A 22,679-nucleotide genomic window follows, 5' to 3' on the forward strand; every position below is an offset into this window, starting at 1 on the left:
GCAGAACTACTCCGCATCGCCGGTGCGGCGCGACAAACTCTTCTCCAGCATCTCGGCGGGCGAGACCAGCAACGCGATGCTCAGATCGACCACGTCGGCCTTGCTCAGTTCGACGTCGCCCTCGAGCCAGGCGGCCAGCAATCGACTGAGGCCACCGACCTGATAGTGCGCGACACCGACGGCAGCGGACGGGCCGACGTGCACGTCGAGGATCGCCGACGTGCTCTGCAGGGTGAGGCCCGCGAAGAGCGTGGTCGACTCCATCCGCTTGGCGGCGATGACCGGACTCAGCAGCGCCTGCGAGAACAGGAGCCGACCCTTCCGACGGTCCGCGTCGATGACATCGACGATCGCCGCCACCGCTCCGGCGACCTTCGCACGCATGCTCGAGCCCTCGGAGAACGCGGCGAGGCTGGCCTGCGCGATCTCCTCGATGACCTCGTCGTACATGACCCCGACGAGCTGATCGACCGATTCGAAGCTCTCGTAGAAATACCGGGCGGTGAGTCCGGCGCGCCGACACACCCCGCGTACCGTCACCGCACCCACGTCACCGGCGCCGAGCAGGTCCAGACCGGCATCGATCAGCGCTGTGCGGCGACGCGCGACGCGGGTGTCGCCACCCTCGCCACCGTAGGCACGCAGCGTGCCGGCCGAGTCCGACGCCGCGGCGGATCGACCGTCCGGAGTCGATGGTGCTCGTCCCATGGTTCCTATCTTGACACCCCGGTAAGTTAGGTGTGTCATAAAACGGGAAACAGTCGTTTCCAGATTTCGAGCAGGAGGGGTGTTCGATGGCAACGGAGCCTATCACCAGTGGAAGTTCGGCCCTGTCACCACAGGCGTCGACGGACGTGACGGCCGAGGTGCAGGAGTTCCTCACCGCCGAGCGGCCGGACACCGAGTTCCTCCCCTCCACCGCCCGGATGAGCCGGGCCGAGCTCGACGCCCTGCCCACCAGCGACCTCGATCCGCTCGGCATCGGCGTGATCGCGGGCGCGGCGAACGTGATCATGCAGCTCAGCCTCCCCGCGGTCGGTTATGGCGTGTACGAGAGCCGCGTCGACTCGGGCAACCTGTTCAAGCATCCGATGAAGCGCGGTCGCACGACGCTGAGCTACCTCGCCGTCGCCGGACTCGGTAGCGCCAAGGACCGAAAGGCCTACCGCAAGGCCATCGGCAAGGCCCATGCGCAGGTTCGTTCGACCCCCGACAGCCCGGTGAAGTACAACGCCTTCGATCCGAAGCTGCAGCTCTGGGTCGCCGCCTGTCTCTACCGCGGCACCGAGGACGTCCACCGGATCTTCGGCGGGGTCACCGAGGTGACCGACGAGCGATACCAGGCCGGCGCGGTTCTCGGCACGACCCTCCAGGTCCCCCGCGAGATGTGGCCCGCCACGCGCGCGGACTTCGAGACCTACTGGAACGACACGGTCGAGACCCTCGAGATCGACGACACCATCCGCGAATACCTGATGTCGATCGCCCGCGGAGAATTCCTCGGCCCGGTCGTCTCCCGGTTGCTCGGCTGGCACCTCGAGATCATGGCCATCGGCTTCCTGCCGGAGAACTTCCGCCGCAAGATGCGCGTGCAGCTCTCGCCGTGGCAGGAGCTGTACTTCGACAAGCACAACGCGGTCCTGCGAGCCATCATCACGCGGGCCCCGAAGTGGGTCCGTGCGTTCCCGTTCAACGTGCTGCTCGCCGACGTCCGGTGGCGCATGCGCACCGGCCGCCCGCTGGTCTGACCCTTCGAGGCTCGCTTCGCTCGCACCTCAGTATCTGCGGCCTGGCGCCCGTCGTGGGGGTCGAAGAGTTGTGCTGGTCACCACGGTGTCGGGGGTCGATAGTGGAGGGGTGGGATGCGGTGACCTTGAATTCCTCCCTTGTGCCGAAGAGCCAGTACCTCAGTGTGAGGCGCGGGGCCTGCCACGGGAATCGTGGATTGTTGCTACGAGCACGCGGATTAGACTCCTGCATTTGTTCGCCCCGTCCGCAGCCCACTTCCGAGGACTCGAAAGGAGACCGAGATGGAAGTGCTGCATTCCCGATGCGCCGGGATGGATGTCTCCAAATCGGATGTGAAAGTCTGTGTCCGCCTGGCTAGTCCGGGACGAAAGACCGTGCAGGACACAACGACCTGGTCGTCGATGTGCGGCGAGATTCTGCGGCTGCGGGACTATCTGATCGCCGAGCAGGTGACGTGTGTGGTCATGGAAGCCACCGGCGACTATTGGAAACCGTTCTACTACCTCCTCGAAGATGCCCCGTTCGAGGTGATGTTGGTCAACGCCCACGACGCCAAGAACCTCCCGGGCCGCAAAACTGATGTGTCGGATGCGGCGTGGCTGGCGCAGTTGGCCGCGCACGGGTTATTGCGTGCCTCGTTCGTGCCACCCGAACCGATCCGACGGTTGCGTGATCTGACCCGGACCCGCACCGCGATCACCCGCGAACGCAGCCGCGAAATCCAGCGTCTGGAGAAAGTCCTCGAAGACGCCGGGATCAAACTGTCGGTGGTCGCCTCCGACATCAACGGGGTCTCGGCACGTCGGATGCTGCGCGCTCTGGTCCGAGGCGAACGCGATCCCGCCGAGTTGGCGGAGATGTCGGTGGCCTTGCTACGACGCAAGATCCCGCTGTTGACCCAGGCGTTGCAGGGCCGCTTCACCGACCATCACGCGTTCTTGGTCGAGTTGCATTTGGACTTCATCGACGAACACACCACCCGAATCGAGGCGTTGACCGAACGCATCGAGACGGTGATGGCGCCCTTTCAGGCCAAGCGCGACCTGATCTGCACCATCCCGGGCATCTCCACCACCACCGCCGATGTGATCATCGCCGAGACCGGCGCGGACATGTCCCAGTTCCCCACACCAGGACATCTGGCCTCCTGGGCAGGGGTGTGCCCAGGCCAGCACCAGTCCGCGGGACGGGTCAAAAACGTGAAAACCCGTCCGGGGAACCGTTACCTCAAAGGTGCTCTCGGGGCTGCAGCGTTGTCGATCGCCAGTCACAAAGGCACTTTCCTCAACACCAAATACCGGCGTCTGGTGCGCTCGCGCGGCAAACCCAAAGCGATCGTCGCGCTCGAACACAGCCTGCTCACCGTGGTCTGGATCATGCTCACCGACAACGTCGTCTACGACGAACCCGGCGCCGACTACCACCAGCAACGCCACCCCGAACGCACCAAAAACCGCGCCCTCAACGAGCTCCACCAACTCGGATACGACGTCACCATCACACCCCGCGGAGCGGCCTGAGCAGCCACCTCACCTAACTCTTCGGATTAGGGAGCAGGAGGTGGCTCGCTTCGCTCACACCTCAGGGAGCATTACGAGGTCAGCCGTCGTAGTGCCTCGCGGTCGAGGTCGGCGACGTCGGTGTGGCCGGACAACCCGAGGGTGAGGTCCAGTTCGGCGATGATGTCGGCGACCGCGTCCCGGGCACCGTCGGCGCCGGCAAGCGCGAGTCCGTACATGTGCGGTCGGCCGATGCAGGCGGCGTCGGCGCCGAGGGCGAGCGACTTGAACACATCGGAACCGGTGTAGATCCCGGAGTCGATGAGGACCTTGATCCGGCTGTCGACCACCGGCGCGATCGTGTCGAGGGCGTCGATCGTGCTGATCGCGCCGTCGACCTGCCGGCCGCCGTGGTTCGAGACGATGATGCCGTCCACCCCGGCGTCGACCGCGCGACGCGCGTCGTCGGGATGCAGCACACCTTTCAGCACGATCGGCAGCGCGGTGCGGTCGCGCAGGCCGGCGAGGTCGTCCCAGTTCAGCGACGGTCGCGAGTAGATGTCGAGGAACGTCTGCACCGCGGCCCGCGGCTGCGGCGAGCGCAGGTTCTGCAGGAACCGGCCCGGTGCGTTGCGGGTGATCGAGACGAGGGTCGCGATCGCGCCCAGGGAGATCTCCGGACGTTCGTCGGTCGCGGCGCGTAACCGGTCGGCGACGATGTCGACGAACCTGCGGTCGGCGGTGTACTGGGCGATGCCCTCACCACGCGCGAACGGAAGCGAGCCCAGGTTCAGGTCCTGCGGTCGCCATCCCAGCATCGTCGTGTCCAGGGTGACGACGACTGCCTCGGCGCGGATCGCCGCGGCACGTTCCAGCAGACTGTCGACGAGGTCGTCGTCGGTGGACCAGTACAGCTGGAACCAGCGTGGCGCGCCGCTGCTCACCTCGTCCATCGCCGCGGCGACGTCCTCCATCGAGACGCTCGCCTGGTTCGAAAAGATATACGGGACACCCAGTTCCGCGGCGGCCCGTCCGATGAGGGCGTCGGCCGCGGGCGCGGCCAGCGAACCGGCGCCGACCGGCGCGAACAACACCGGCGCAGGTAGCCGCCGGCCGAACAGGTCGATGCTCAGATTCCGCTGCGAGACGTCCCGCAGGATGCGCGGCACGATCGCCCATCGGTCCAGCGCGGCGCGGTTGGCCGCCATGGTGCGACCCTCGCCGGCGCCACCGGCGATGTAGGCCCAGGCGCGAGCCGACATCGTGCGCTTGGCGCGTCGTTCGAGTTCGGCGAAATCCGTTGGCACACGCGGCTTTCGCCGATGCACACCGGCCGTGTAGATGTCGTTCTGCCGTGCACGCCCGTATCCCGCGGTCATGGGTGGTGATGGTAACGCCGAGGTCGGGTGTCCGGCCGATATTGCCGGGGCGCGCCGCTCAGCGGGTGGCGACGGCGGTGGCGCCCGCCGCGGCGACGGTCACGGCCGCCACCGACGGCCACGCGCCGATCTTCTTCGCCAGGGGGTGCGATCCGCCGAACGCTGCCAGGTAACCGGCCAGCAGACCGCCCGCGACCGCGGGCCCCTTGTGCAGCGCCCACCGGCGGGTGCACCAGGCACCGGCCGTGCCGAGAACCACGCCACCGAGTTCGCGCCGGCCGCTGTATCGGGCGACCGCGAAACCACCGACAAGACCGACCGCCACCACGGGCACCGTTGCATCCACAGCCATGCGTCTCAGGCTACCGCGGCGAGCGGCGCCATCCCAACTGGATCATCTCTGCCGCATCGCATTACGCGTCATGGTCGGCTGAACGAGAGATCGGCAGTCGCCGCTTTCCGTCGTGACTAGCTACACCCCCTCGGGGATCACCGTCGCTCACATCAACTTGCCAGCCGGTTTCCAGGTTGACGGTGGCAGAGGCGTCGACTCTGGGACAGGAACGATCTGAGGAGGATCCATGACCGCAGTACTGGACACACCGTCGGCGCCATCGCCGTCCGATCGCGCCGCCCCGGCGCACCGACGACGCGTCGTCGCTCGGCCACGGTGGGGACGGCTCGGCCTCGTCGGACTCCTGGCCGCCACCGCCGTGCTCTACCTGTGGAACCTGTCCGCGAGCGGGTATGCCAACACCTTCTACGCCGCTGCGGCGCAAGCCGGATCACAGGGTTGGACGGCATGGTTCTTCGGTGCACTCGACGCATCGAACTTCATCACCGTCGACAAGCCGCCGGCCTCACTGTGGGTGACCGGACTCAGCGTCCGCATCTTCGGGATGAACTCATGGGCCGTTCTCGCGCCCCAGGCGCTGATGGGCGTGGCCGCGGTCGGGCTCCTGTACGCGACGATGCGTCGGACGATCCGCGACCCCCGATCGGGTACCGCGGCCGGCCTGATCGCCGGCGCCGTGCTGGCGTTCACCCCCGCGGCCGCGCTGATGTTCCGTTTCAACAACCCGGACGCATTGCTGGTGTTGCTGATGGTCGCCGCGGCCTACGCGCTGACCCGGGCTGTCGCCGCCAACTCGGGTCGGTGGCTCGCCGTGGTCGGGATCGCCCTGGGATTCGCCTTCCTCACCAAGATGCTGCAGGGCCTGCTGATCCTGCCGTTCTTCGGGCTCGCCTACCTGCTGTTCGCGAAGACCGGATGGCTCAAGCGAATCGCGCACCTCGTCGGTGCGACCGCCGCATTGATCGTCTCTGCGTTGTGGTTCCCGGTGGTCACCATGATCGTGCCTGAATCGGCACGGCCCTACATCGGTGGTTCGACGGACAACACGTTCATGGACCTCGTCTTCGGCTACAACGGCGTGGGCCGCATCAGCGGTGACTCCGGGGGCGGCGGAGGCGGCGGCGGTCAAGCCGGCGGGTCCTTCGGTGGGTCCACCGGGCTGGACCGACTCTTCGGTTCCGAGATGGGCAACGAGATCTCCTGGTTGCTTCCGACCGCACTCGTCGCGCTGTTCTTCGCCGGCTACCTGGTGGTGTGCAGCTTCCCGGTCTTCCGCGTCGAACAGCCCGTGACACGCACCGAATCCGCGGCCGTGCTCTCGTGGGGCGGCTGGCTGCTGGTCACCGGGATGATCTTCTCCTTCATGAGCGGGACGATCCACCCCTACTACACGGTGGCACTGGCGCCGGCAATCGGCGCGGTCATCGGACTCGGCGGCGTGCTCGCGTGGCGTCGACGCACTCGCTGGTCGGCCAGGATCGCCCTGGCGGCGATGGTCGGTGGGGCGGCGGCGTGGTCGATCGTGCTGTTGAACCGCAACGACTTCGGCCCGACCTGGTGTCGATGGCTGATCGGCGTGGTCGCCTCGATCTCGGTGCTGACCCTCCTCATCGGTGCAGCACGCGGTTGGCGACGTGCGGTCGCCGTGGCACTCATCGCGGGTTCGCTCGCCGGATTCGGTGGAACGGCAGCGTTCTCGATCGCAACCGCGGCGACCCCTCACAGCGGCTCGATCCCGACCGCGGTGTCGACCTCGATGGACGGCGGCGGCATGGGTGGCCCCGGCGGTGGCATGGGCAGTGCCCCCGGGGGTCGCGCAGACGGCGGACAGCCTGGCGCCCAGCAGGCCGGCGCCCGTCCGGACCAGCAGGGAAACCCGCCCACCGCCACGCAAGGCGGCGGCGGGATGACAGGCGGCCCGGGTGGCGACACCGCGTCGAACGCCGAACTCGTTGCCGCGCTGAAAGCAACCACCACAACATGGGCGGCCGCGACCAACGGGTCGCAATCCGCCGCCGGAATCGAGATCGCCACTGGCACCTCGATCATGGCGATCGGTGGATGGAGCGGGGATCCGGCCCCCACGCTCGAGCAGTTCATCGCCTACGTCGAGGACGGCGAGATCGGCTACTACCTCGGTGACAGCGGCGGTGGTCCGGGCGGAAACTCGGAGATCTCCGAGTGGGTCGCCGCCAACTACACGGCCACGACCATCGGAGGGACGACGGTCTACCGGCTCTCCTGACGTCTCGACACAGTCCTGCCCGTTCCGGAGCATCCGGAACGGGCAGGACCCATGATCGACCGATCGACGGTGGCTCGAGCCTTTCCCGTGCGGCGGACCCACCGCGCGGACCCGCGGCGCGGCCGACGCCCACACGTCGCCGCCACCCATCCATCCACTGTTGCCGCTCCGAAGACGGGGTAACCGAGCCTCACCCCCCGGACTCTCGAAGGGCCCCGTCATGACACCGACCGCCGAGATGACCGACTCGTCGGCGCCGCCTGCACAGTCGATCTCCCCGGCCTGCGACCTGCACTCCATCGACTCCTCGACGACCGATCTCGAACTCGTCGAAGAAGTGCTGGCCGCTCACTTCCGTCGCCACGCCTCGACACTGCAGGAGGTGGGTGCGGAACTGACGCCCGCCATCGACGTCGTGTCGGCGAGGATCAGCGGCGGCAAACGACTGCGTGCGTCGTTCTGCCTGTGGGGAGCGCGCGGCGCAGCCGACGGCCGGACCGTTCCCGGCATCGTCGAGATGGCGGCGGCGATCGAGCTGTTCCATCTCGCCGCGCTGGTGCACGACGACGTGATGGACGACAGCGACGTCCGCCGTGGCCTGCCCACGGTGCACCGCCACTTCGCTGATGACCACCTGCGTGCGCAGCGACGCGGAGACGCCGAGCGCCACGGCACCGCCGTCGCGATTCTCGTCGGTGACATGTGCCTGTCCTGGTCCGATGACCTCGCCGCCGCGGCCGCCGACGACGCGGCCGCCGACATTCGACGAGCCGTACGGGACACCTGGTCGCAGATGCGCGACGAGGCGTACGCGGGTCAGTTCCTGGACATGCTGAGTCAGACCGAGGACACCACGGACGCCGACCGCACGGCGCGCATCCTGCGCTACAAGAGCGCGCGGTACACGATCGGTCAGCCGTTACGACTCGGCGGCACGCTCGCCGGCGCCTCGCCGGTGCTCCTCGAGGCCTACGATCGAATCGGCCTCACCGCCGGCGAGGCCTTTCAACTCCGCGATGACATCCTGGGCGTCTTCGGCGACGAGAAGGTCACCGGCAAGCCCGCCATCGACGACCTGCGGGAGGGCAAGCGCACGATGCTCATCGCGGTGGCAGAGGAGTCGGCGGGGCGGATGGAGCGCCGTGTGATGGCCGATTGTCTCGGCAACCCCGATCTCGACGCGGAGGGCGCAGCGCGGATGCGCGAGGTCCTGACCTCCACCGGCGCCGTCGAGCGCGTCGAGCAGCGCATCGTCGACCTGGCCGAGGAGGCCCTCGGCGTCGTCGCCGATGCCCCGATGGATTCACCGAGCCGGAGTGCGCTGACGTCGCTGATCGAACGCTGCGTGTGGCGGCGCGCATGACAGCACCTGCCGGACCGACGGTCGAACTCCGCGTATGGGGTGTCGATCGGGTCCTGCCCGCGCTCGGACGGATGTCGTCCGGCCGTCGGACCCTTCGTCGCACACCGGGCCTGCGGTTCGCCAAACTCCTCGGGACCGGCACTGCGCGCACGTTCACGATGGAGAGCGCCGACCTGAAGCACTGGGCCGCCCTCACGGTGTGGCACGACGACGAGTCGGCGTCGGCAGCACGGGATTCGGTGGTCTTTCGACGCTGGCAGGACTCAAGCACCGAGGAGTTGCGAGTCACGATGCGGCCGATCCGATCCAAGGGGCGATGGTCGCGCGTCGAACCGTTCGGGACAGTGAAGCCGGCCGAGCAGCGCGGCTCCGACACCGCATGGGCTGGACCGGTCGCGGCGCTGACCCGAGCTCGACTCCGGCCCACGACCATGGCGTCGTTCTGGCGCGCCGTTCCGCCGGTGGCGACCGAACTCGCCGGGGCACAGGGAAACCGGCTGGCGCTCGGCGTCGGCGAACTCCCGATCGGGGTCCAGGGCACGTTCTCGATCTGGGACTCGGCACAACATCTGACCGACTTCGCCTACCGCTCCCCCGCACACCTGTCGGCGGTCCGGCGCACCGCACCGTCACGCTGGTACGCCGAAGAGTTGTTCGCCCGGCTCGCCGTCACCGATGTCGTCGGCACGTACGAGGGGAGGTCGGCGTGAGTCTCCTCGACGGCACCGCTTCTCACCATTCCGAACCGTCGTCGCGCCCGGCGCGAGGCGCAGGCACCGTGTCCTGGAACCGAGGGCTGGTGACCCTGGCGTGGATGTTGCTCGCCGCCACGATCGGTGTCCAGATCGCGTTCCCGCTGACCGGTGGCGGCAACCTGCCGCTGACCGTCGCGAGTGTGCTCCTGCTGGCCTCGGCATCACTCGTCCACGTCGCCGCGACCCGCGGTGTCGCAGCCGCGCTCGCCCTCGTAGTCGTGGCCGGCGGTGGCGGCCTCATCGCCGAATCCGTCGGCGTGAGTACCGGATTCCCCTTCGGGACCTACGAGTACACCGATGGTCTGGGACTCAAGGTCCTCGGCGTCCCGGTGCTCGTCCCGCTGGCCTGGATCATGATGTCCTGGCCCGCGCTGGTCGTGACCCGACGCCTGATCCGGGCGGCGGGCGTGGCCGGGCGCTGGGTGCGGCCCACGACCGCCGTGGTGGGAGCGTACGCCCTCACGGCGTGGGACGTGTTCCTCGACCCGCAGATGGTCGATCAGGGCAACTGGGCGTGGCGGTACCCGACACCGGCCCTGCCCGGGGTCGCCGAGATCCCGCTGACGAATTTCGCCGGGTGGCTGCTGGTCTCGTTCCTCATCGTCGCGACGCTGGATCTGCTGATCCGCCGTGACGAGAACCCCGACACCGATCGCGCCGGAATGGACGCCGTGCCCGTGACGGCGTACCTGTGGACGTACTTCTCCTCGGTGATGGCTCACGCGGTCTTCTTCGGCCGCCCGTCGGTCGCTCTCACCGGCGGACTCCTGATGGGTGTCATTGCGATCCCGCTTCTGGTAGTCGAGATCCGGAGTCGCCGTGCGGTTTCCTGACCTGCTGCGTCCGTTGGTCGCCGCGGGGACCGCGCTGTCACTCGCGTCGCTGTGCCTGACCCTCGACAACGCGCGCCGCGTTCGTCGACCCGAGCTGACCGACATCCCCGCGCCGGAACCGCTGTCGGTGCTCATCCCGATGCGAAACGAGGCCGAGACCGCCGAACGCTGCCTGCGCGCGGTCTTCGAGGCGGCCGACCGCTGGCCCGGACCGATCCGGATTCTCGTGCTCGACGACGGCTCGGTGGACGGGACGGAGGCCGTGCTGGCCCGGCTCGCTTCGCTGGACGACCGGTTGGCTGTTCATCGCGGCACGGCACCACCGCGCGGCTGGCTCGGAAAGAACTGGGCCTGCGCCCAACTCGCGGACAAGGCGTTCCCCGACGGGGTCCAGATCTTCCTCGACGCCGACGTGGTGGTCGAGCCACATGCGTTCACCTCGTCGTTCGCCCTCCTCCGCAACACCGGACTCGATCTGGTGAGCCCCTACCCACGGCAGGTCGCGGTCGGCGCCGGCGAGCGACTCGTGCAACCGCTCCTGCAGTGGTCGTGGCTGAGCACATTGCCGCTCGGCCTGGCCGAGCGCTCGTCACGCGAATCCCTCACGGCCGCAAACGGTCAGTTCCTGGTCGTCGACGCCGCGGCCTATCGCCGCGCCGGTGGTCACACGGCGGTGCGCGACGTCGTGCTCGAGGACATCGCGCTGTTGCGCGCGATCAAGGCGGCCGGCGGTCGCGGCGTGGTGGCCGAGGGAAGCGCCGTCGCCACCTGCCGGATGTACCACGGTTGGCGAGAGGTCCGGGCGGGTTATCGCAAGTCGCTGTGGTCCGCCTTCGGGTCGCCGGGCGGCACGTTGGGCGTCACCGGGCTGCTCTGCCTGATGTATGTACTCCCCGCGGCCGCAGCGCTGTTCGGCTCGCGGGTGGGGTTCGTCGGATATCTGGCCGGGGTGGCCTCGCGGGCGGTCGCGGCCCGTACCACCGACGGCCGCGTGTGGCCCGATGCGTTCGGCCACCCGCTGTCGGTCCTCGTGTTCGCCGGCCTCGCAGTCGATTCGACGCTGGCCCGGCACCGCGGAGAGCTGGAGTGGAAGGGTCGACCCATCGAGGTCCGCCGATGACCCGGGTGATCGTGATCGGCGCGGGCATCGGCGGTCTGGCCGTCGCCATGCGTCTGGCCGCCACCGGTCACGACGTCACCGTCCTCGAACAGTTCGACGACGTGGGCGGCAAGCTCGGGGTCATCGAACACGACGGTTTCGTGTTCGACACCGGCCCTTCGCTCGTCACCATGCCGCACGTGTTCGACGAACTCTTCGCGGCGACGGGATCGTCGATTCACGACTCCCTGACCCTGGAACGACTCCCCGTCGCCGCGCGCTACCGGTTTCCCGACGGCACCATCCTGGACATGCCGGGAACCCTCGACGACATCCCCGCCGCCCTCGACGCTGCACTCGGACCCGGTCGAGGCGACCAGTGGTCGTCGTTTCTCCAACGCGCGCAACGTGTCTGGGACGTCACTCACGAACCCTTCCTGGAATCACCGATGAGGATTCGCACGATGATCGGTGGGATCGCCACCCCGTCGGACGTGCGCACGGTCGCGCCGTGGCGAACGCTGCGCGGCCTCGGCGAGAGCTACCTCGATGATCCGCGCCTGCGGATGCTGCTGGACCGCTACGCCACCTACACCGGGTCCGACCCGCGTCGCGCACCGGCGGCGCTCGCCTCCGTGCCGTGGTCCGAGCAGGCGTTCGGATCATGGTACGTGCGAGGCGGATTGGGCCGAATCGCCGGCGCGATGCGCGACCGTCTCACCGAACTCGGCGGACGGGTCGAACTCGGCGTCGAGGTCGACCGGGTCTCGGTGGACCTCGACTCCGGCCGAGCCGACGGCGTGGTGCTGACCGACGGCAGCCGACGCCAGGCCGATCTGGTCGTCGCGAATGCCGACGCCCGGCAGGTCTACGACCGCCTCGTGCCGCGTCGCGCCGCCCGCAGGCCCGCGGCGCTCCTGCGACGGACCACGCCGTCACTGTCCGGGTTCGTACTCCTCCTCGCCGTCGACGACCCACCCACCCAGCCGCATCACCAGGTTCTCTTCGCCGAGGACTACGACGAGGAGTTCGACGCGGTCTTCGGGTTCCGCGGGCCTCCTCGTCCCGTCGCGCGACCGACCGTGTACATCTCGGCCCCAGCCGATCCCGAGATCACCCCCGGCCCGGGAACGGGTGCATGGTTCGTGCTGGTGAACGCACCGCGCCACGGCCCCGAGCACGGCGTCGACTGGGACGCAGAGTGTTTGGCCGATTCCTACGCCGATCAGATCCTCGAGGTGATGGCCGATCGTGGTCTGGACCTGACCGGCCATGTGCGTCACCGGCTCATCGTCACGCCCGCCGACCTGGAGCGCCGGACCAGGACACCCGGCGGCTCGATCTACGGTTCGTCGTCGAACGGACCCCGCTCGGCGTTCCTCCGGCCGTCGAACACCTCACCGGTACCGGGCCTCTACCTCGTCGGCGGATCATCCCATCCCGGCGGCGGCCTCCCCCTCGTCGTCATGTCGGCGAAGATCGTCGCGGACCTGATCGGGCCGGCGTCGGAGCGTCGCTGACCGAGGGCTCCTTGTCGTCGGAGCCGTCAGCGCGGATCGATGCGAAACACGGCGCATCGTCCCGCCACGGCGGCAAAGGCATCCGGGGTCACGTCGTCGACCACTCCCGCGTTCTTCATCATCTTCGGTCCGTCGGTACCCGCCAGCTCCGGCCAGGCGCGAAGCACCGGAACGGCCTGCTCGGCGGAGAGTTCGACAAGGCGGACATCGCGCACCTCGCCCCCGTCGGACAGCTGCGCGACCCCGTCGGCCGCACGAACATTGCTTGCCCAGTCCGCACCGGGAAACCCTTCGAGCAGGTAGCGCTCGCCATTCAGGTCGATCACGGTCAACGGTGTCCGTCTCGGCTTGCCGGTGCGTCGTCCGGCGACGACGAGGACCGGCAACTCCTTCATCCCGCCGAATCTTTGCAGCAGCAAGAAGATCTTGTTCATCGGCTTGAGCCACCGTGGCGCGGGGGTGTGGTGGGGGTTCGGCATCGTCAGCTCGCTTCGGCGGTCACATCGTGCACAGCAGTCTACTTCGTACACTGTACGGCGATGTAGCGAGCGTCGTCACCCCGATCCGGACGTCTGCTCAGGTCACCTATCGCGATAGGTGTACGCATGTCCGCCCAGGGAGGCGGTCACAACAGCCACCGGCACACGACAGGCCTGCAGATTCCGTCGTTCTTCAGGGGTGAGGTCCCGGCGCGACCACGTCCACCGCGGGGCGCGCCACCAGGAACCCGTACGTGTCTTCTCCATGTCACCCGAACCTCTCGCGCTGTGAGCACTGTCACGCGCCAGTACCCGGGTGACCGGGATATCAAACCCCCAGAAACGCTACCTGTTCTCGCAGGTCAGCGCTTCACGACAGGCATCGGCCCGACCGACCGGTCGCCGCGGAGCTTCTTGCGGATGAGTTCGGCGCTGATCAGACACATCGGCAGACCGATGCCGGGACGCGTGCTCGACCCCGCGTAGAGAAGCCCGTCGACCTTGCGTGACCGGTTCGTCGAACGCAGGAACGCGCTCTGGCGCAGCGTGTGTGCCGGACCGAGAGCGCCGCCGCACCACGAGTTGACCGAATCCACGAAGTCGGCGGGGCCGATGGTGCGTCGGACGACGACACGCTCGGCGAGGTCGGGGACGCCCGCCCACTGTCCGATCATCGCGATGGCGCGGTCGGTCACCTTCTCGATGTCGGGGTCGCCGCCGCCGTCCACACCGCCGTGACCGAGTCCCGGATCGGGCGGGACCGGCACCAGGATGAAGAGATTCTCCGAATCCGACGGCGCGACCGAGGAATCGGTGGCCGACGGCTTGCACACGTACAGCGATGCCGGATCCGGGACGCGCGTGGGGCTCTCGAAGATGGCGTCGAAGTTGGTCTTCCAGTCGTCGGTGAAGAACAGCGAATGATGCGCCAACTCGGGCACCTCACCGCGGACGCCGAGCAGTGCGAGCACCGCTCCCGGACCGGAAGTGGCTCGATCCCAGTAGCGTTCGGGGAAGGTCTGCAACTCGCGAGGCAGCAGCCGCGTCTCGAGGTGATGGAGATCGGTGGCACCGATCACGATGTCAGCGACCAGATCTCGCGAAGCACCGGCAGCGTCCTCGACGTGAACCCCGGCCACCTCGGCGCGACGGCGCCATCGGGCGAATCGCGTTCCCTGGCGCTGACGCGTCAGGACAGCAGTCGCAGCCGTTCCCGTCGAGATCCGAACGCCGCGTTCACGGGCGACTCGCTCCAGCGCGTCGACCAGGGTGGTGAAACCGCCGTTGGGGTATCGCACGCCGTCGGCCAGATCGAGCCAGCTCATCAGGTGGTACATCGCGGGGGTGCGCTCGGGCGAGGAGCCGAGGAACACCGCCGGATACCCGAGAACCTGCTGCAATCTGCGATCGGTGAACCGCGCGGCGATGTAGGACTGCAACGACGTCGTCAGCAAGGTGACGAGGGTCTTCGCGTGTCGCAACACCGGCAGGCCGAGAAAGGCGCGGGGAGAATCGAAGCTGGTGTACAGAAAACGTTCCACGGCAAGGTCATACGCCTGCCGGCCGGTCTGCAGGTAACTGTCGAGCGCGGCTCCCGCACCCGGTTCGATCTCCTCGAACAGTGCGCGGTTGCGTTCGCGGTCGCCGAAGACGTCGATCGGCTTCTCGTCGGAATCCGCACTGTCCCCGAAGAACACCCGGTATCCGGGGTCGAGGCGGACGAGATCGAGTTGCTCGGCCGTCGACGTCCCGAGCATCTCGAAGAAGTGATCGAAGACCTCGGGCATCAACCACCACGACGGCCCGGTGTCGAAGCGGAACCCGTCGCGATCCCAGGAGCCCGCGCGACCACCGAGTTCGTCGTTCTTCTCGACGAGTTCGACGTCATGCCCGTCATGGGCGAGAAGGGCGGCGGTGGCCAATCCGGCGACTCCGCCACCGATGACGACGACGCGTCGGGACTCGCTCATACGTTGGTCTTTCTCCTGTACAGGCCGACGGCGTCGGCACGTGGGGTTCGCGGCATGCCGCGTCGGGCGACGGCGGCCGCCGCGATCTTCGCCTTGCCCGCGTTCGGGACCCGGACGCGGGTGCGGCGGGCCTCGGTGGCCGACGACTCGCGAAGACGAGCGGTCAGTTCGGCGAACAGGTCGTGCGCGGTACACACCGCGACGCGGCTACCCGCGGGCAGGTGTGGAATGGCGGCCGCGGCGGCGGTGAGGTCGAGGTCGATGTCGTCCAGCCAGAGCGCCCAGGCGGCGTCCGCCGGATCGTCGGGATCGAGGCCCACCAGATAGCGCCTGCCCAGTCCGTCGCTGTCCTCGCCGAAGTCGCGCAGGAAGTTGATCTTCTGGAAGGCCGCACCCAGTCGCTGGGCGCCGGGAGCCAGATGGTCGTACTGCGCAGCGGACTTGGGCTCATCGGCGAGGAACGCCCGCAGGCACATCAGACCGACCACCTCGGCGGAGCCGTAGATGTAGGTGGCCAGTGAGTCGAAATCATGCTGGACCTGGGTCAGGTCGCTGCGCATCGAATCGAAGAACGGGCCCACCAGGTCGAGGTCGATGCCGACGCGGCGGGCCGTCTGGGCGAAGGCGTGCACGACGAGATTGCTGCTCGACCCGGTGACCAGCGCGACGCTGGTCTGCTCCTCGAGCTGGTCGAGCTCGTTGCTGCGGTCGACGAGACCCTGCTCGGGGCGCGGGGCGTCCACGATCTCGTCGGCGACGCGGACCAGCGCGTAGATGTTCTGGATGTCACGGCGTATCCGCGGCGGGAGCAATCGCGACGCCAGACCGAACGAACTGGAGTACGACCTGATCACCATCGCCGCGCAGGCCTCCGCGACCTCGTCGTATCGCCGGTGTGGTGGGACCACCTGCGTGTGACCGGGAAGGTGCATCATCCGACCGCTCCTCGACCTGGTGACTGGACTGGTTTGCCTGACGTCATGAATTCGACGCCCGGGACATCACCGGATGGGTCTCGTAGACCGAACCGTGGTCGCGCGCCGGCAACTGTCGCACCTGTTCGACGAACCACGGGCTGACCGCCCACGGCGTGCGCTCGACGAGCGCCCACACATCGGCGATCTCGGCCCAGACGTGTTCGGCGACCTCGTCCGGCTCCGGTCGCAACTCCCCCAGCGGTCGCGCGACGAACACCGGGCAGATCTCGTTCTCGACGATGCCGCTCGCGTCGACCGCCCGGTACCGGAAGTCGGGCAGGATGCAACGGACATCGGCGACGTCGATACCGAGTTCGCGCCGGGCGTAGCGATGCACCGCGTCGGCGACGTCCTCATCGGGACGTGGATGACCGCAGAACGAGTTGGTCCAGACCCCGGGCCAGCTGCGCTTGGACAGCGCCCGCCGCGTCATGAGGATCCGACCGTCGACGACCAGGTGGCAGGAGAAGGCGAAGTGCAACGGGGTGTCGAACCCGTGCACCCCCTCGCGGTCGGCGGTGCCGCACGGGCGGCCGTCGGCGTCGGCGAGAACCACCGAGTCGTTGGTCATCGAAGATTTCCTCATCGCATCGAGATCGGGCGGGGGGAGTTACTCGTCCCATTGTTCGTCACCGTGGCCCGATCCGGATGGGGAGCCGCGCGTCACCGGCGACTCACCCGAGACGTCGGGTCTGCCTCCGGACCGCGATTCCCAATTGGATCGTCCCCACCACCGCCAGCACTGCGCCGACGGCGGCGATGACGGCGGCCAGCGTCGCCGTGGTGTCGGATGCCAGAGCGGCCGCCCACCACCAGGTCGAACACAGCGCGGCGATGACCGCCAGTATCACCCGGGACGGCCGCTCCCACACGGTGACGGCACCCGGCCCGGTCATCCCGACCGCCTGTGCCGTGGCACGTGTCGTCTCGAGGATGAGGGTCAGCACGACGATCGAGATGCCGAGCCACGACGGCGCTCCCACCACGACGAGGATGCCGATCAGCATGACGTCGGAGCATCGGTCGGCGACGGCGTCGTTGATCCGGCCCCACCTCGACGCGGTGCGGGTCTGCGCCGCGATCGCGCCGTCGATCCCGTCGAGCAGGGCGGCGACGAGAATGACCAACGCGGCCACGGCGGGCCACCATCCGCCGAGCATCGTCACGCACAGTGCGACCGCGGTGGCGACCACGCCGAGGACAGTGACCGTGTTGGCGGTGACGCCGAGGCGCACGAGCGGTCGTGCGCACCCGTGACTGATCAGCACCCAGCCGCGCACCCACGGGATCTGACGCGGATCCATACCGCCGTGGAGTCTCGACCAGGAGTCGAGCGCCTCGTCCCGGGCACTCGCCCGGTCCGTTTGCTCCGCTGCCCGCGCCGACGACGACGACGCGAGGTGCTCAGGCTCCGCGGACACGGTCCCTCCTCTGCTTCGAGATCGCCTGTCCGACCGCCCATCCGACGATGACGATGACATGCGCGACGTAGAGCCACAGCCCGACCGCCACCACCCCGCCGATCACGCGGAGCCCCCCGTACGGGATCCCGACATCGATCGGCAGCGACAGGAACAGCAGAAAGCCCTGGAAGAAGCCGGCGATGAACGACGCGGTCCCGAGCGCGGTCGCCGCCGCGACCCCCAACGTCGGCTCACCGGGCGTCACCCGCCAGTACACCCAGGTCAGTGCGACCGTGACCGTCAGCCAGACGACGATGAACTCCACCACGATCCGGACCACCAGATCGCCGAAGCCGCCCGTTCCGCCACCGTCGGGCGCCAGCGTGGTGAGCGTGCCCGCGACACCGATGACGATGTAGGTCAGCGGCGGCACCACGACCACGAGTCCCAGCACCCAGATCCGCGAGCGCCATCCCGTGAACCGGTCATCGCGCGGATACAGCATCATGCACGCGCGACGGAGACCCTCGCCGTAGAACGACGCCGGGAACAGGAGGACGACGGCGCTCATCAGCGACAGCCCGGAGCCGATCACGACGGCCTCGTCGAAGACACCGCGCCCGCCCATCGCCGGCGGGATGAGCACGCGCAGCTCCGACAGCGACTCGGCGGTGGGGCTGCCCAGCCAGGTCGTCGACCAGATCCCGAGCAGCGCCCAGGGGACGACCGCGATCGCGGCGAAGTAGGTCAGCGTCGCGGCGGCCGCGGCGAGATCCCCGCGACCCAGCGTCTGCCGCACATCCGACAGCAATGCACGCACGTCGAACGTCTTCGTGGGCTCGCGGAGCGTGGTCTCACGAGTCACAGTCGGGGCCGATCGGCGCGCTGTCACCCTTCCGGGATACCCGAAAACACCCCGCGTGCGCTGCAGCGGGGTGCCGTCGGAGTCCTCGGGACGGGTCCGGACGACCCCGATCCGTCTCAGATCGACGCGAAAAGGGCAACCGCCATCCCCAGCATGATGACCGCGACGACCGCGTCGAGCACCTTCCACGCCCGCGGGCTTGCGAAGAACCCCGACAGCCTGCGCGCCCCGCCGCCCAGCGCGGTGAACCACAGGACGCTCGCGATGCACGCTCCGAAAGCGAATGCCCACTTGCCGTTTCCGTGTCCGTTGGCGATGGCGCCCATGGTGATGACGGTGTCGAGGTACACGTGCGGGTTCAGCCAGGTCAGGGCCAGGGCCGTGCCCACCGCGACCCAACGCCCGGTGGATTCGCCACTCCCGTCGGCCCGGGTGCCGTCCGCCGCGATGACCTCGTTGCTGCGCAGACAACGCCTGGCGGCCAGCACACCCAGCGCCCCGACATAGAGTCCGCCGGCGACCTTCGCGAACGTGACCACGTCCGGATGCGAGGCGACCACCGCGCCGAGCCCGGCGACGCCCGCGACGATGAGGACGATGTCGGAGACCGCGCAGACCGCCACGATCGGCGCGGTGTGCCGGCGCGCGACGCCCTGGCGGAGCACGAAGACGTTCTGAGGTCCGATGGCGATGATCAGGCCGGCGCCGGTGAGCAATCCGGCCAGTGCGGGGACGAGATAGGCGGTCACCGGGACGACGTTAAGAGCGACTCGGGAATCAGTCCAACGAAAGAATTTGACGAATCATCAATCGAACTTCAGATTATGATCCGAGTCGGCCAGTCCGAGGCCACGGAGCACCGAACAGAACGCCTCGATGTAGTCCTCGACGTCGAGGTCACCGACAAGACCCTGCTGCACCACCACCCCCTGCATGACCGAGACCATGACCTGCGCGAGCACCACCGGTTCGGCGGGGAGTTCGTGCCCCGCGCCCTGCCACTCGGTCAGGACACGTTCGAAGGCCCCGCGCAGACCACGGACGATGTCGCCCACCGTCTCGCGCAGGGCCGGATTGTTCGCCGCCTCGCCCCAGACCGTGAGGACCATCCGGAAACCGTCGGTCAGCGGGGCGATCTCGAGCAGGATGCGTTCGGCCAGCGTCCGGACCGCCGCCTCGGGCGACGCGGGATGGACCCCCGGTTCGTCGAAGCTGCTGATCCCCGCCTCGTAGGCCACGAACATCGACCGCGCCACTGCGGCGATCAGTTCTTCTTTCGAGGAGTAGTACGAGTACACGGCCCCCGCGCTGAGCCCGGACTCCCGGATGACATCGGACATCGACGCGCGATGGAACCCCTTCTCCGCGAAGCAGCGGCGCGCGGCGTCGAGAATCTGCCGACTTCGTTCGAGCTTGCGGTCGTCGCTGATCTTCGGCATGCGGACAGTCTAAAACGAATACTCGTTCTTGATTCTGCGGTCCCCGCGGCGCATACTTTCTTAAAACGAAGGCTCGTTCTTTTTGGGAGGACCGATGAGTACCGATCTCACCACGACAGACACACGACCCGCCGCGAAGCCCGCCGGGCCGTCCGGTGCCGGCCACGCACCGGGCTGGCGGCTCGTGGCCGCGATGATCGTCGGAATCCCGACCCTCGTGGTCGCGATCGCCGCGATGTTCGTGTCGCTGGCCGTCGATCCCGAACCGCACCAGGCTCCGCTGGGTCTCGTCGCACCACCGCCCGCCGCGACGGCGATCGAGTCGGCACTCGCCGAACGGGCCGGCGCCGACGCCTTCGTCGTCGAACGGTTCACCGACGCCGACGCCGCCCGAGCGGCGATCGAACGACGCGACCTCGTGGGCGCGATCGCGGTGGGACCCGACGGGGTCACGGTCCTGACCGCCGAGGCGGGGTCGCCCGTGCTTGCCCAGGTCGTCGCCGGGGTCGGGAACGGCATCGCCACCGCCCAGGGCCTGCCGGTCACCGTCGATTCGGTGGTCCCCACTCCCGAGACCGACTCGCGCGGAACGGGTTTCGCCGCCGGCCTGCTGCCATTGCTGATCGCCGGCATGGCGCTCGGCGGAGCGGCTGCGGTCGGGTTGCGGGGACGGGTCGCGATGCAGGTGACGTTGGCCGTCCTGGGCCCGCTCGTGGCCGGGCTCGGTTTCGCGGCGACGTGGTCGTGGCTGGGTGTCATCGACGGCGGAATCAGTACCGTCGGTCTCGCCGCGGCCCTGATGATCGGGGCGATCACGTGGTTCACCGTCGGCGCGGGGAGTCTGCTGGGCACCGCGGGGGTCGGGGTGTCCGCGCTGGTGATGGTGCTGATCTCGAACCCGTTGTCCGGGCTGGCGTCGTCTCCGTACCTGCTGCCCGCCCCGTGGGGGACGATCGGCCAGTGGTTGCCGCCCGGCGCCGGTGGCACGCTGCTCCGTTCGGTCGCGTACTTCCCGGCGGCCGGCATCGCCGGGACGGTCGCCGTCCTCGCCGGGTGGGTTGCCGTCGGCGCCGGACTGCTCGCACTCGGTACGGTTCGGGCCCGGCGCGCCGACGCCCCGGGTGGCGCGGTAGCCGCCTGATCCGGTGGCCGGTGGTGTGTCTCGCCTGTTCGGCGAGACACACCACTACCCTCGGCTCGTGGACATCAGCCAGGAGGGCCTGCGCACGCTGGCCGCGGTGCTCCGCGAGGGCACGTTCGACGCGGCCGCCACCGCCCTGCACATCACCCCGTCGGCGGTGAGCCAGCGGATCAAGGCGCTCGAGTCCGCCGTCGGCCGGGTCCTGCTCCGGCGGACCAAGCCGGCAACGGCCACACCGGACGGCGAGGTCCTGGTCCGACTCGCCAAGCAGTGGGAACTGCTGCTCGCCGAGACGCGGGCCGAGTTCGTCGGCGCCCCTGACGACGACCTGCCGCTGGTCGACCGCCCACGCATCCACCTGCCCATCGCCACCAACGCCGACTCGCTCGCCACCTGGCTGCTGCCGGTCCTGGCGCGTTTCCACCGCGAGCACGCGGTGGCGCTCGAGGTCTTCCGCGACGACGAGACCCGCAGCAGCACCCTGCTCCGCACCGGCGATGTACTCGCTGCCGTGACCTCGGAACCCCTTGCGATCCGTGGGTGCGCACTGCAGTCTCTCGGCACGATGCGCTACCTGCCGGTGGCCACTCCGGAGTTCATCGACCTCTGGCTGCCCGACGGACCCGACGCCGACGCGCTGGCCCGCGCCCCGATGGTCCAGTTCGACCGCAATGACCACATCCAGCGGAACATCTCGGCGGCCCTCGCCGGCCGGCCCGTCGACCCGCCCGCGGTCTACATCCCGGCGTCGACCGAGTACCACCGGGCCGTCACCCTCGGGATCGGATGGGGCGCGGTCCCGGTCGTCCAGATCGCCGACGCCCTCGACAGCGGCCGTGTCCGCCTCATCGCCGACCACCACATCGACGTCCCGCTGTACTGGCAGTACTGGAAGCTGAGCTCCCCGCTGCTGCAAGCACTGACGGCGAGTGTCGTCGAGGGCGCGGCGAGCGTCCTCTAGGTCGGTCCGGTGCCGATGCTCGTTTGACACCTCGGCCGTCTGACCCTTGACTGTAAACGGACCGCGGTACGATTTCGCCGCATCCGACGACGAGAGGACCCCCGATGACACGACGACGGACTTCCGGCAAGGCGCTCGATGCCGGGTTGCTGACCCTACGCGTGGCGGTCGGTGCCACGCTGTTCGCCCATGGCGCCCAGAAACTGACTGGATGGTTCGGCGGACCGGGCCTCGAGCAGACCGCAGCCGGGATGCAGCAGATGGGCTTCACGCCCGCGAAGCTGTCCGCCGTCACCGCCGGCGTCAGCGAGGCTGCCGGTGGGCTGATCGCCGTCGGCGCCGGCACGCGCGTCGCGTCGGCCGCCGGTGCGGCGGCCATGCTGGCCGCGTCCGACGTCCACCGTCCCAATGGCTTTTTCGCGCAGAACGGCGGACTCGAACTCCCCGCGGTGCTCGGAGTCGCATCAGCCGCGCTGACGCTGACCGGCCCCGGCCGCTATTCGATCGACGAAGCGATCGGACACCGCTACGACCACGAGCGATACGGTGTCGCGGCACTCGCTGCGGCGCTGGTGACCGCCGCCGTCGTACTCCGGCGCAGGCGCCCGGCGACGCAGGCAGCGGGCGACACGGCGCAGGCGTAGTCA

Annotated in this window: 22 protein-coding genes; 11 read left to right on the forward strand and 11 right to left on the reverse strand. The window is 68.7% G+C overall.

The window, feature by feature from the left end; genetic code table 11:
• Positions 1–6: 6 nt before the first annotated feature.
• Entirely contained in the window at positions 7–708 is a 702-nt protein-coding gene (locus BCM27_RS23425) for a TetR/AcrR family transcriptional regulator (RefSeq protein WP_004018987.1), read from the reverse strand.
• A gap of 86 nt (positions 709–794) precedes the next feature.
• Here BCM27_RS23425 and BCM27_RS23430 point away from each other — a divergent pair, with 86 nt between their 5' ends.
• Together BCM27_RS23430 and BCM27_RS23435 are read left to right on the forward strand one after the other, a co-directional pair.
• Positions 795–1,748 carry an oxygenase MpaB family protein gene (locus BCM27_RS23430; protein ID WP_004018988.1) on the forward strand — a complete coding sequence of 318 codons (954 nt, stop codon included), beginning with the start codon at positions 795–797 and terminating at the stop codon, positions 1,746–1,748.
• Between the two features lie 282 nt (positions 1,749–2,030).
• Positions 2,031–3,269: an IS110 family RNA-guided transposase gene (locus BCM27_RS23435; protein WP_004022872.1), complete on the forward strand. Its 1,239-nt coding sequence runs from the start codon at positions 2,031–2,033 to the stop codon at positions 3,267–3,269.
• 71 nt (positions 3,270–3,340) lie between these two features.
• On the opposite strand, the gene BCM27_RS23440 is transcribed toward BCM27_RS23435, so the two are convergent.
• The gene (locus tag BCM27_RS23440) at positions 3,341–4,627 is read right to left on the reverse strand and encodes an alpha-hydroxy-acid oxidizing protein (RefSeq protein WP_004020341.1); all 1,287 of its coding nucleotides are present in this window, start codon (positions 4,625–4,627) and stop codon (positions 3,341–3,343) included.
• Positions 4,628–4,685: 58 nt separating this feature from the next.
• Positions 4,686–4,979 (reverse strand): hypothetical protein, encoded by a 294-nt coding sequence (locus BCM27_RS23445; protein ID WP_172622074.1) that lies wholly within the window; start codon positions 4,977–4,979, stop codon positions 4,686–4,688.
• 229 nt (positions 4,980–5,208) lie between these two features.
• Between BCM27_RS23445 and BCM27_RS23450 the strand changes: the two genes are divergently transcribed.
• The 6 genes from BCM27_RS23450 (at position 5,209) to BCM27_RS23475 (ending at position 12,797) form a co-directional block, all read left to right on the forward strand.
• On the forward strand, positions 5,209–7,227 hold the full coding sequence (locus BCM27_RS23450) for an ArnT family glycosyltransferase (protein ID WP_004020343.1): 2,019 nt from the start codon (positions 5,209–5,211) through the stop codon (positions 7,225–7,227).
• 220 nt (positions 7,228–7,447) lie between these two features.
• Entirely contained in the window at positions 7,448–8,590 is a 1,143-nt protein-coding gene (locus BCM27_RS23455; RefSeq protein ID WP_004020344.1) for a polyprenyl synthetase family protein, read from the forward strand.
• Complete coding sequence (locus BCM27_RS23460) at positions 8,587–9,300, forward strand: hypothetical protein (RefSeq protein WP_004020345.1); 714 nt, start codon at positions 8,587–8,589, stop codon at positions 9,298–9,300. Before BCM27_RS23455 ends, BCM27_RS23460 begins: the two co-directional genes overlap by 4 nt.
• Entirely contained in the window at positions 9,297–10,178 is an 882-nt protein-coding gene (locus BCM27_RS23465; RefSeq protein WP_004020346.1) for a carotenoid biosynthesis protein, read from the forward strand. The genes BCM27_RS23460 and BCM27_RS23465 overlap by 4 nt, the downstream gene beginning before the upstream one ends.
• The gene (locus BCM27_RS23470) at positions 10,165–11,298 is read left to right on the forward strand and encodes a glycosyltransferase family 2 protein (protein WP_004020347.1); all 1,134 of its coding nucleotides are present in this window, start codon (positions 10,165–10,167) and stop codon (positions 11,296–11,298) included. Before BCM27_RS23465 ends, BCM27_RS23470 begins: the two co-directional genes overlap by 14 nt.
• Positions 11,295–12,797 carry a phytoene desaturase family protein gene (locus BCM27_RS23475; RefSeq protein ID WP_004020348.1) on the forward strand — a complete coding sequence of 501 codons (1,503 nt, stop codon included), beginning with the start codon at positions 11,295–11,297 and terminating at the stop codon, positions 12,795–12,797. Before BCM27_RS23470 ends, BCM27_RS23475 begins: the two co-directional genes overlap by 4 nt.
• Before the next feature lie 26 nt (positions 12,798–12,823).
• On the opposite strand, the gene BCM27_RS23480 is transcribed toward BCM27_RS23475, so the two are convergent.
• The 8 genes from BCM27_RS23480 to BCM27_RS23515 form a co-directional block, all read right to left on the reverse strand.
• Complete coding sequence (locus BCM27_RS23480) at positions 12,824–13,276, reverse strand: nitroreductase/quinone reductase family protein (protein WP_004020349.1); 453 nt, start codon at positions 13,274–13,276, stop codon at positions 12,824–12,826.
• Positions 13,277–13,638: 362 nt separating this feature from the next.
• Entirely contained in the window at positions 13,639–15,246 is a 1,608-nt protein-coding gene (gene crtI / locus BCM27_RS23485; protein ID WP_004020350.1) for a phytoene desaturase family protein, read from the reverse strand.
• Positions 15,243–16,181, reverse strand: a complete 939-nt coding sequence (locus BCM27_RS23490; RefSeq protein WP_004020351.1) for a phytoene/squalene synthase family protein — start codon at positions 16,179–16,181, stop codon at positions 15,243–15,245. Before BCM27_RS23490 ends, crtI begins: the two co-directional genes overlap by 4 nt.
• A gap of 43 nt (positions 16,182–16,224) precedes the next feature.
• The gene (gene idi / locus BCM27_RS23495) at positions 16,225–16,794 is read right to left on the reverse strand and encodes an isopentenyl-diphosphate Delta-isomerase (RefSeq protein ID WP_004020352.1); all 570 of its coding nucleotides are present in this window, start codon (positions 16,792–16,794) and stop codon (positions 16,225–16,227) included.
• Between the two features lie 103 nt (positions 16,795–16,897).
• On the reverse strand, positions 16,898–17,644 hold the full coding sequence (locus BCM27_RS23500) for a CDP-alcohol phosphatidyltransferase family protein (RefSeq protein WP_004020353.1): 747 nt from the start codon (positions 17,642–17,644) through the stop codon (positions 16,898–16,900).
• Positions 17,628–18,491, reverse strand: a complete 864-nt coding sequence (locus tag BCM27_RS23505) for a YhjD/YihY/BrkB family envelope integrity protein (protein WP_004020354.1) — start codon at positions 18,489–18,491, stop codon at positions 17,628–17,630. The genes BCM27_RS23500 and BCM27_RS23505 overlap by 17 nt, the downstream gene beginning before the upstream one ends.
• Positions 18,492–18,607: 116 nt before the next feature.
• Complete coding sequence (locus BCM27_RS23510; RefSeq protein WP_004020355.1) at positions 18,608–19,240, reverse strand: LysE/ArgO family amino acid transporter; 633 nt, start codon at positions 19,238–19,240, stop codon at positions 18,608–18,610.
• Positions 19,241–19,297: 57 nt separating this feature from the next.
• Positions 19,298–19,930 (reverse strand): TetR/AcrR family transcriptional regulator, encoded by a 633-nt coding sequence (locus BCM27_RS23515; protein WP_004020356.1) that lies wholly within the window; start codon positions 19,928–19,930, stop codon positions 19,298–19,300.
• Between the two features lie 94 nt (positions 19,931–20,024).
• On the opposite strand from BCM27_RS23515, the gene BCM27_RS23520 reads away from it, so the two are divergent.
• The 3 genes from BCM27_RS23520 to BCM27_RS23530 all read left to right on the forward strand — a co-directional run bounded on the left by BCM27_RS23520 (position 20,025) and on the right by BCM27_RS23530 (position 22,676).
• The gene (locus BCM27_RS23520; protein ID WP_004020357.1) at positions 20,025–21,071 is read left to right on the forward strand and encodes a hypothetical protein; all 1,047 of its coding nucleotides are present in this window, start codon (positions 20,025–20,027) and stop codon (positions 21,069–21,071) included.
• 58 nt (positions 21,072–21,129) lie between these two features.
• Positions 21,130–22,032, forward strand: a complete 903-nt coding sequence (locus BCM27_RS23525) for a LysR family transcriptional regulator ArgP (RefSeq protein ID WP_033204252.1) — start codon at positions 21,130–21,132, stop codon at positions 22,030–22,032.
• A 104-nt stretch (positions 22,033–22,136) separates the two neighbouring features.
• Entirely contained in the window at positions 22,137–22,676 is a 540-nt protein-coding gene (locus tag BCM27_RS23530; protein WP_004020359.1) for a DoxX family protein, read from the forward strand.
• Positions 22,677–22,679: the final 3 nt, after the last annotated feature.

Source organism: Gordonia terrae, from assembly GCF_001698225.1.
Taxonomy (GTDB): Bacteria; Actinomycetota; Actinomycetes; order Mycobacteriales; family Mycobacteriaceae; genus Gordonia; species Gordonia terrae.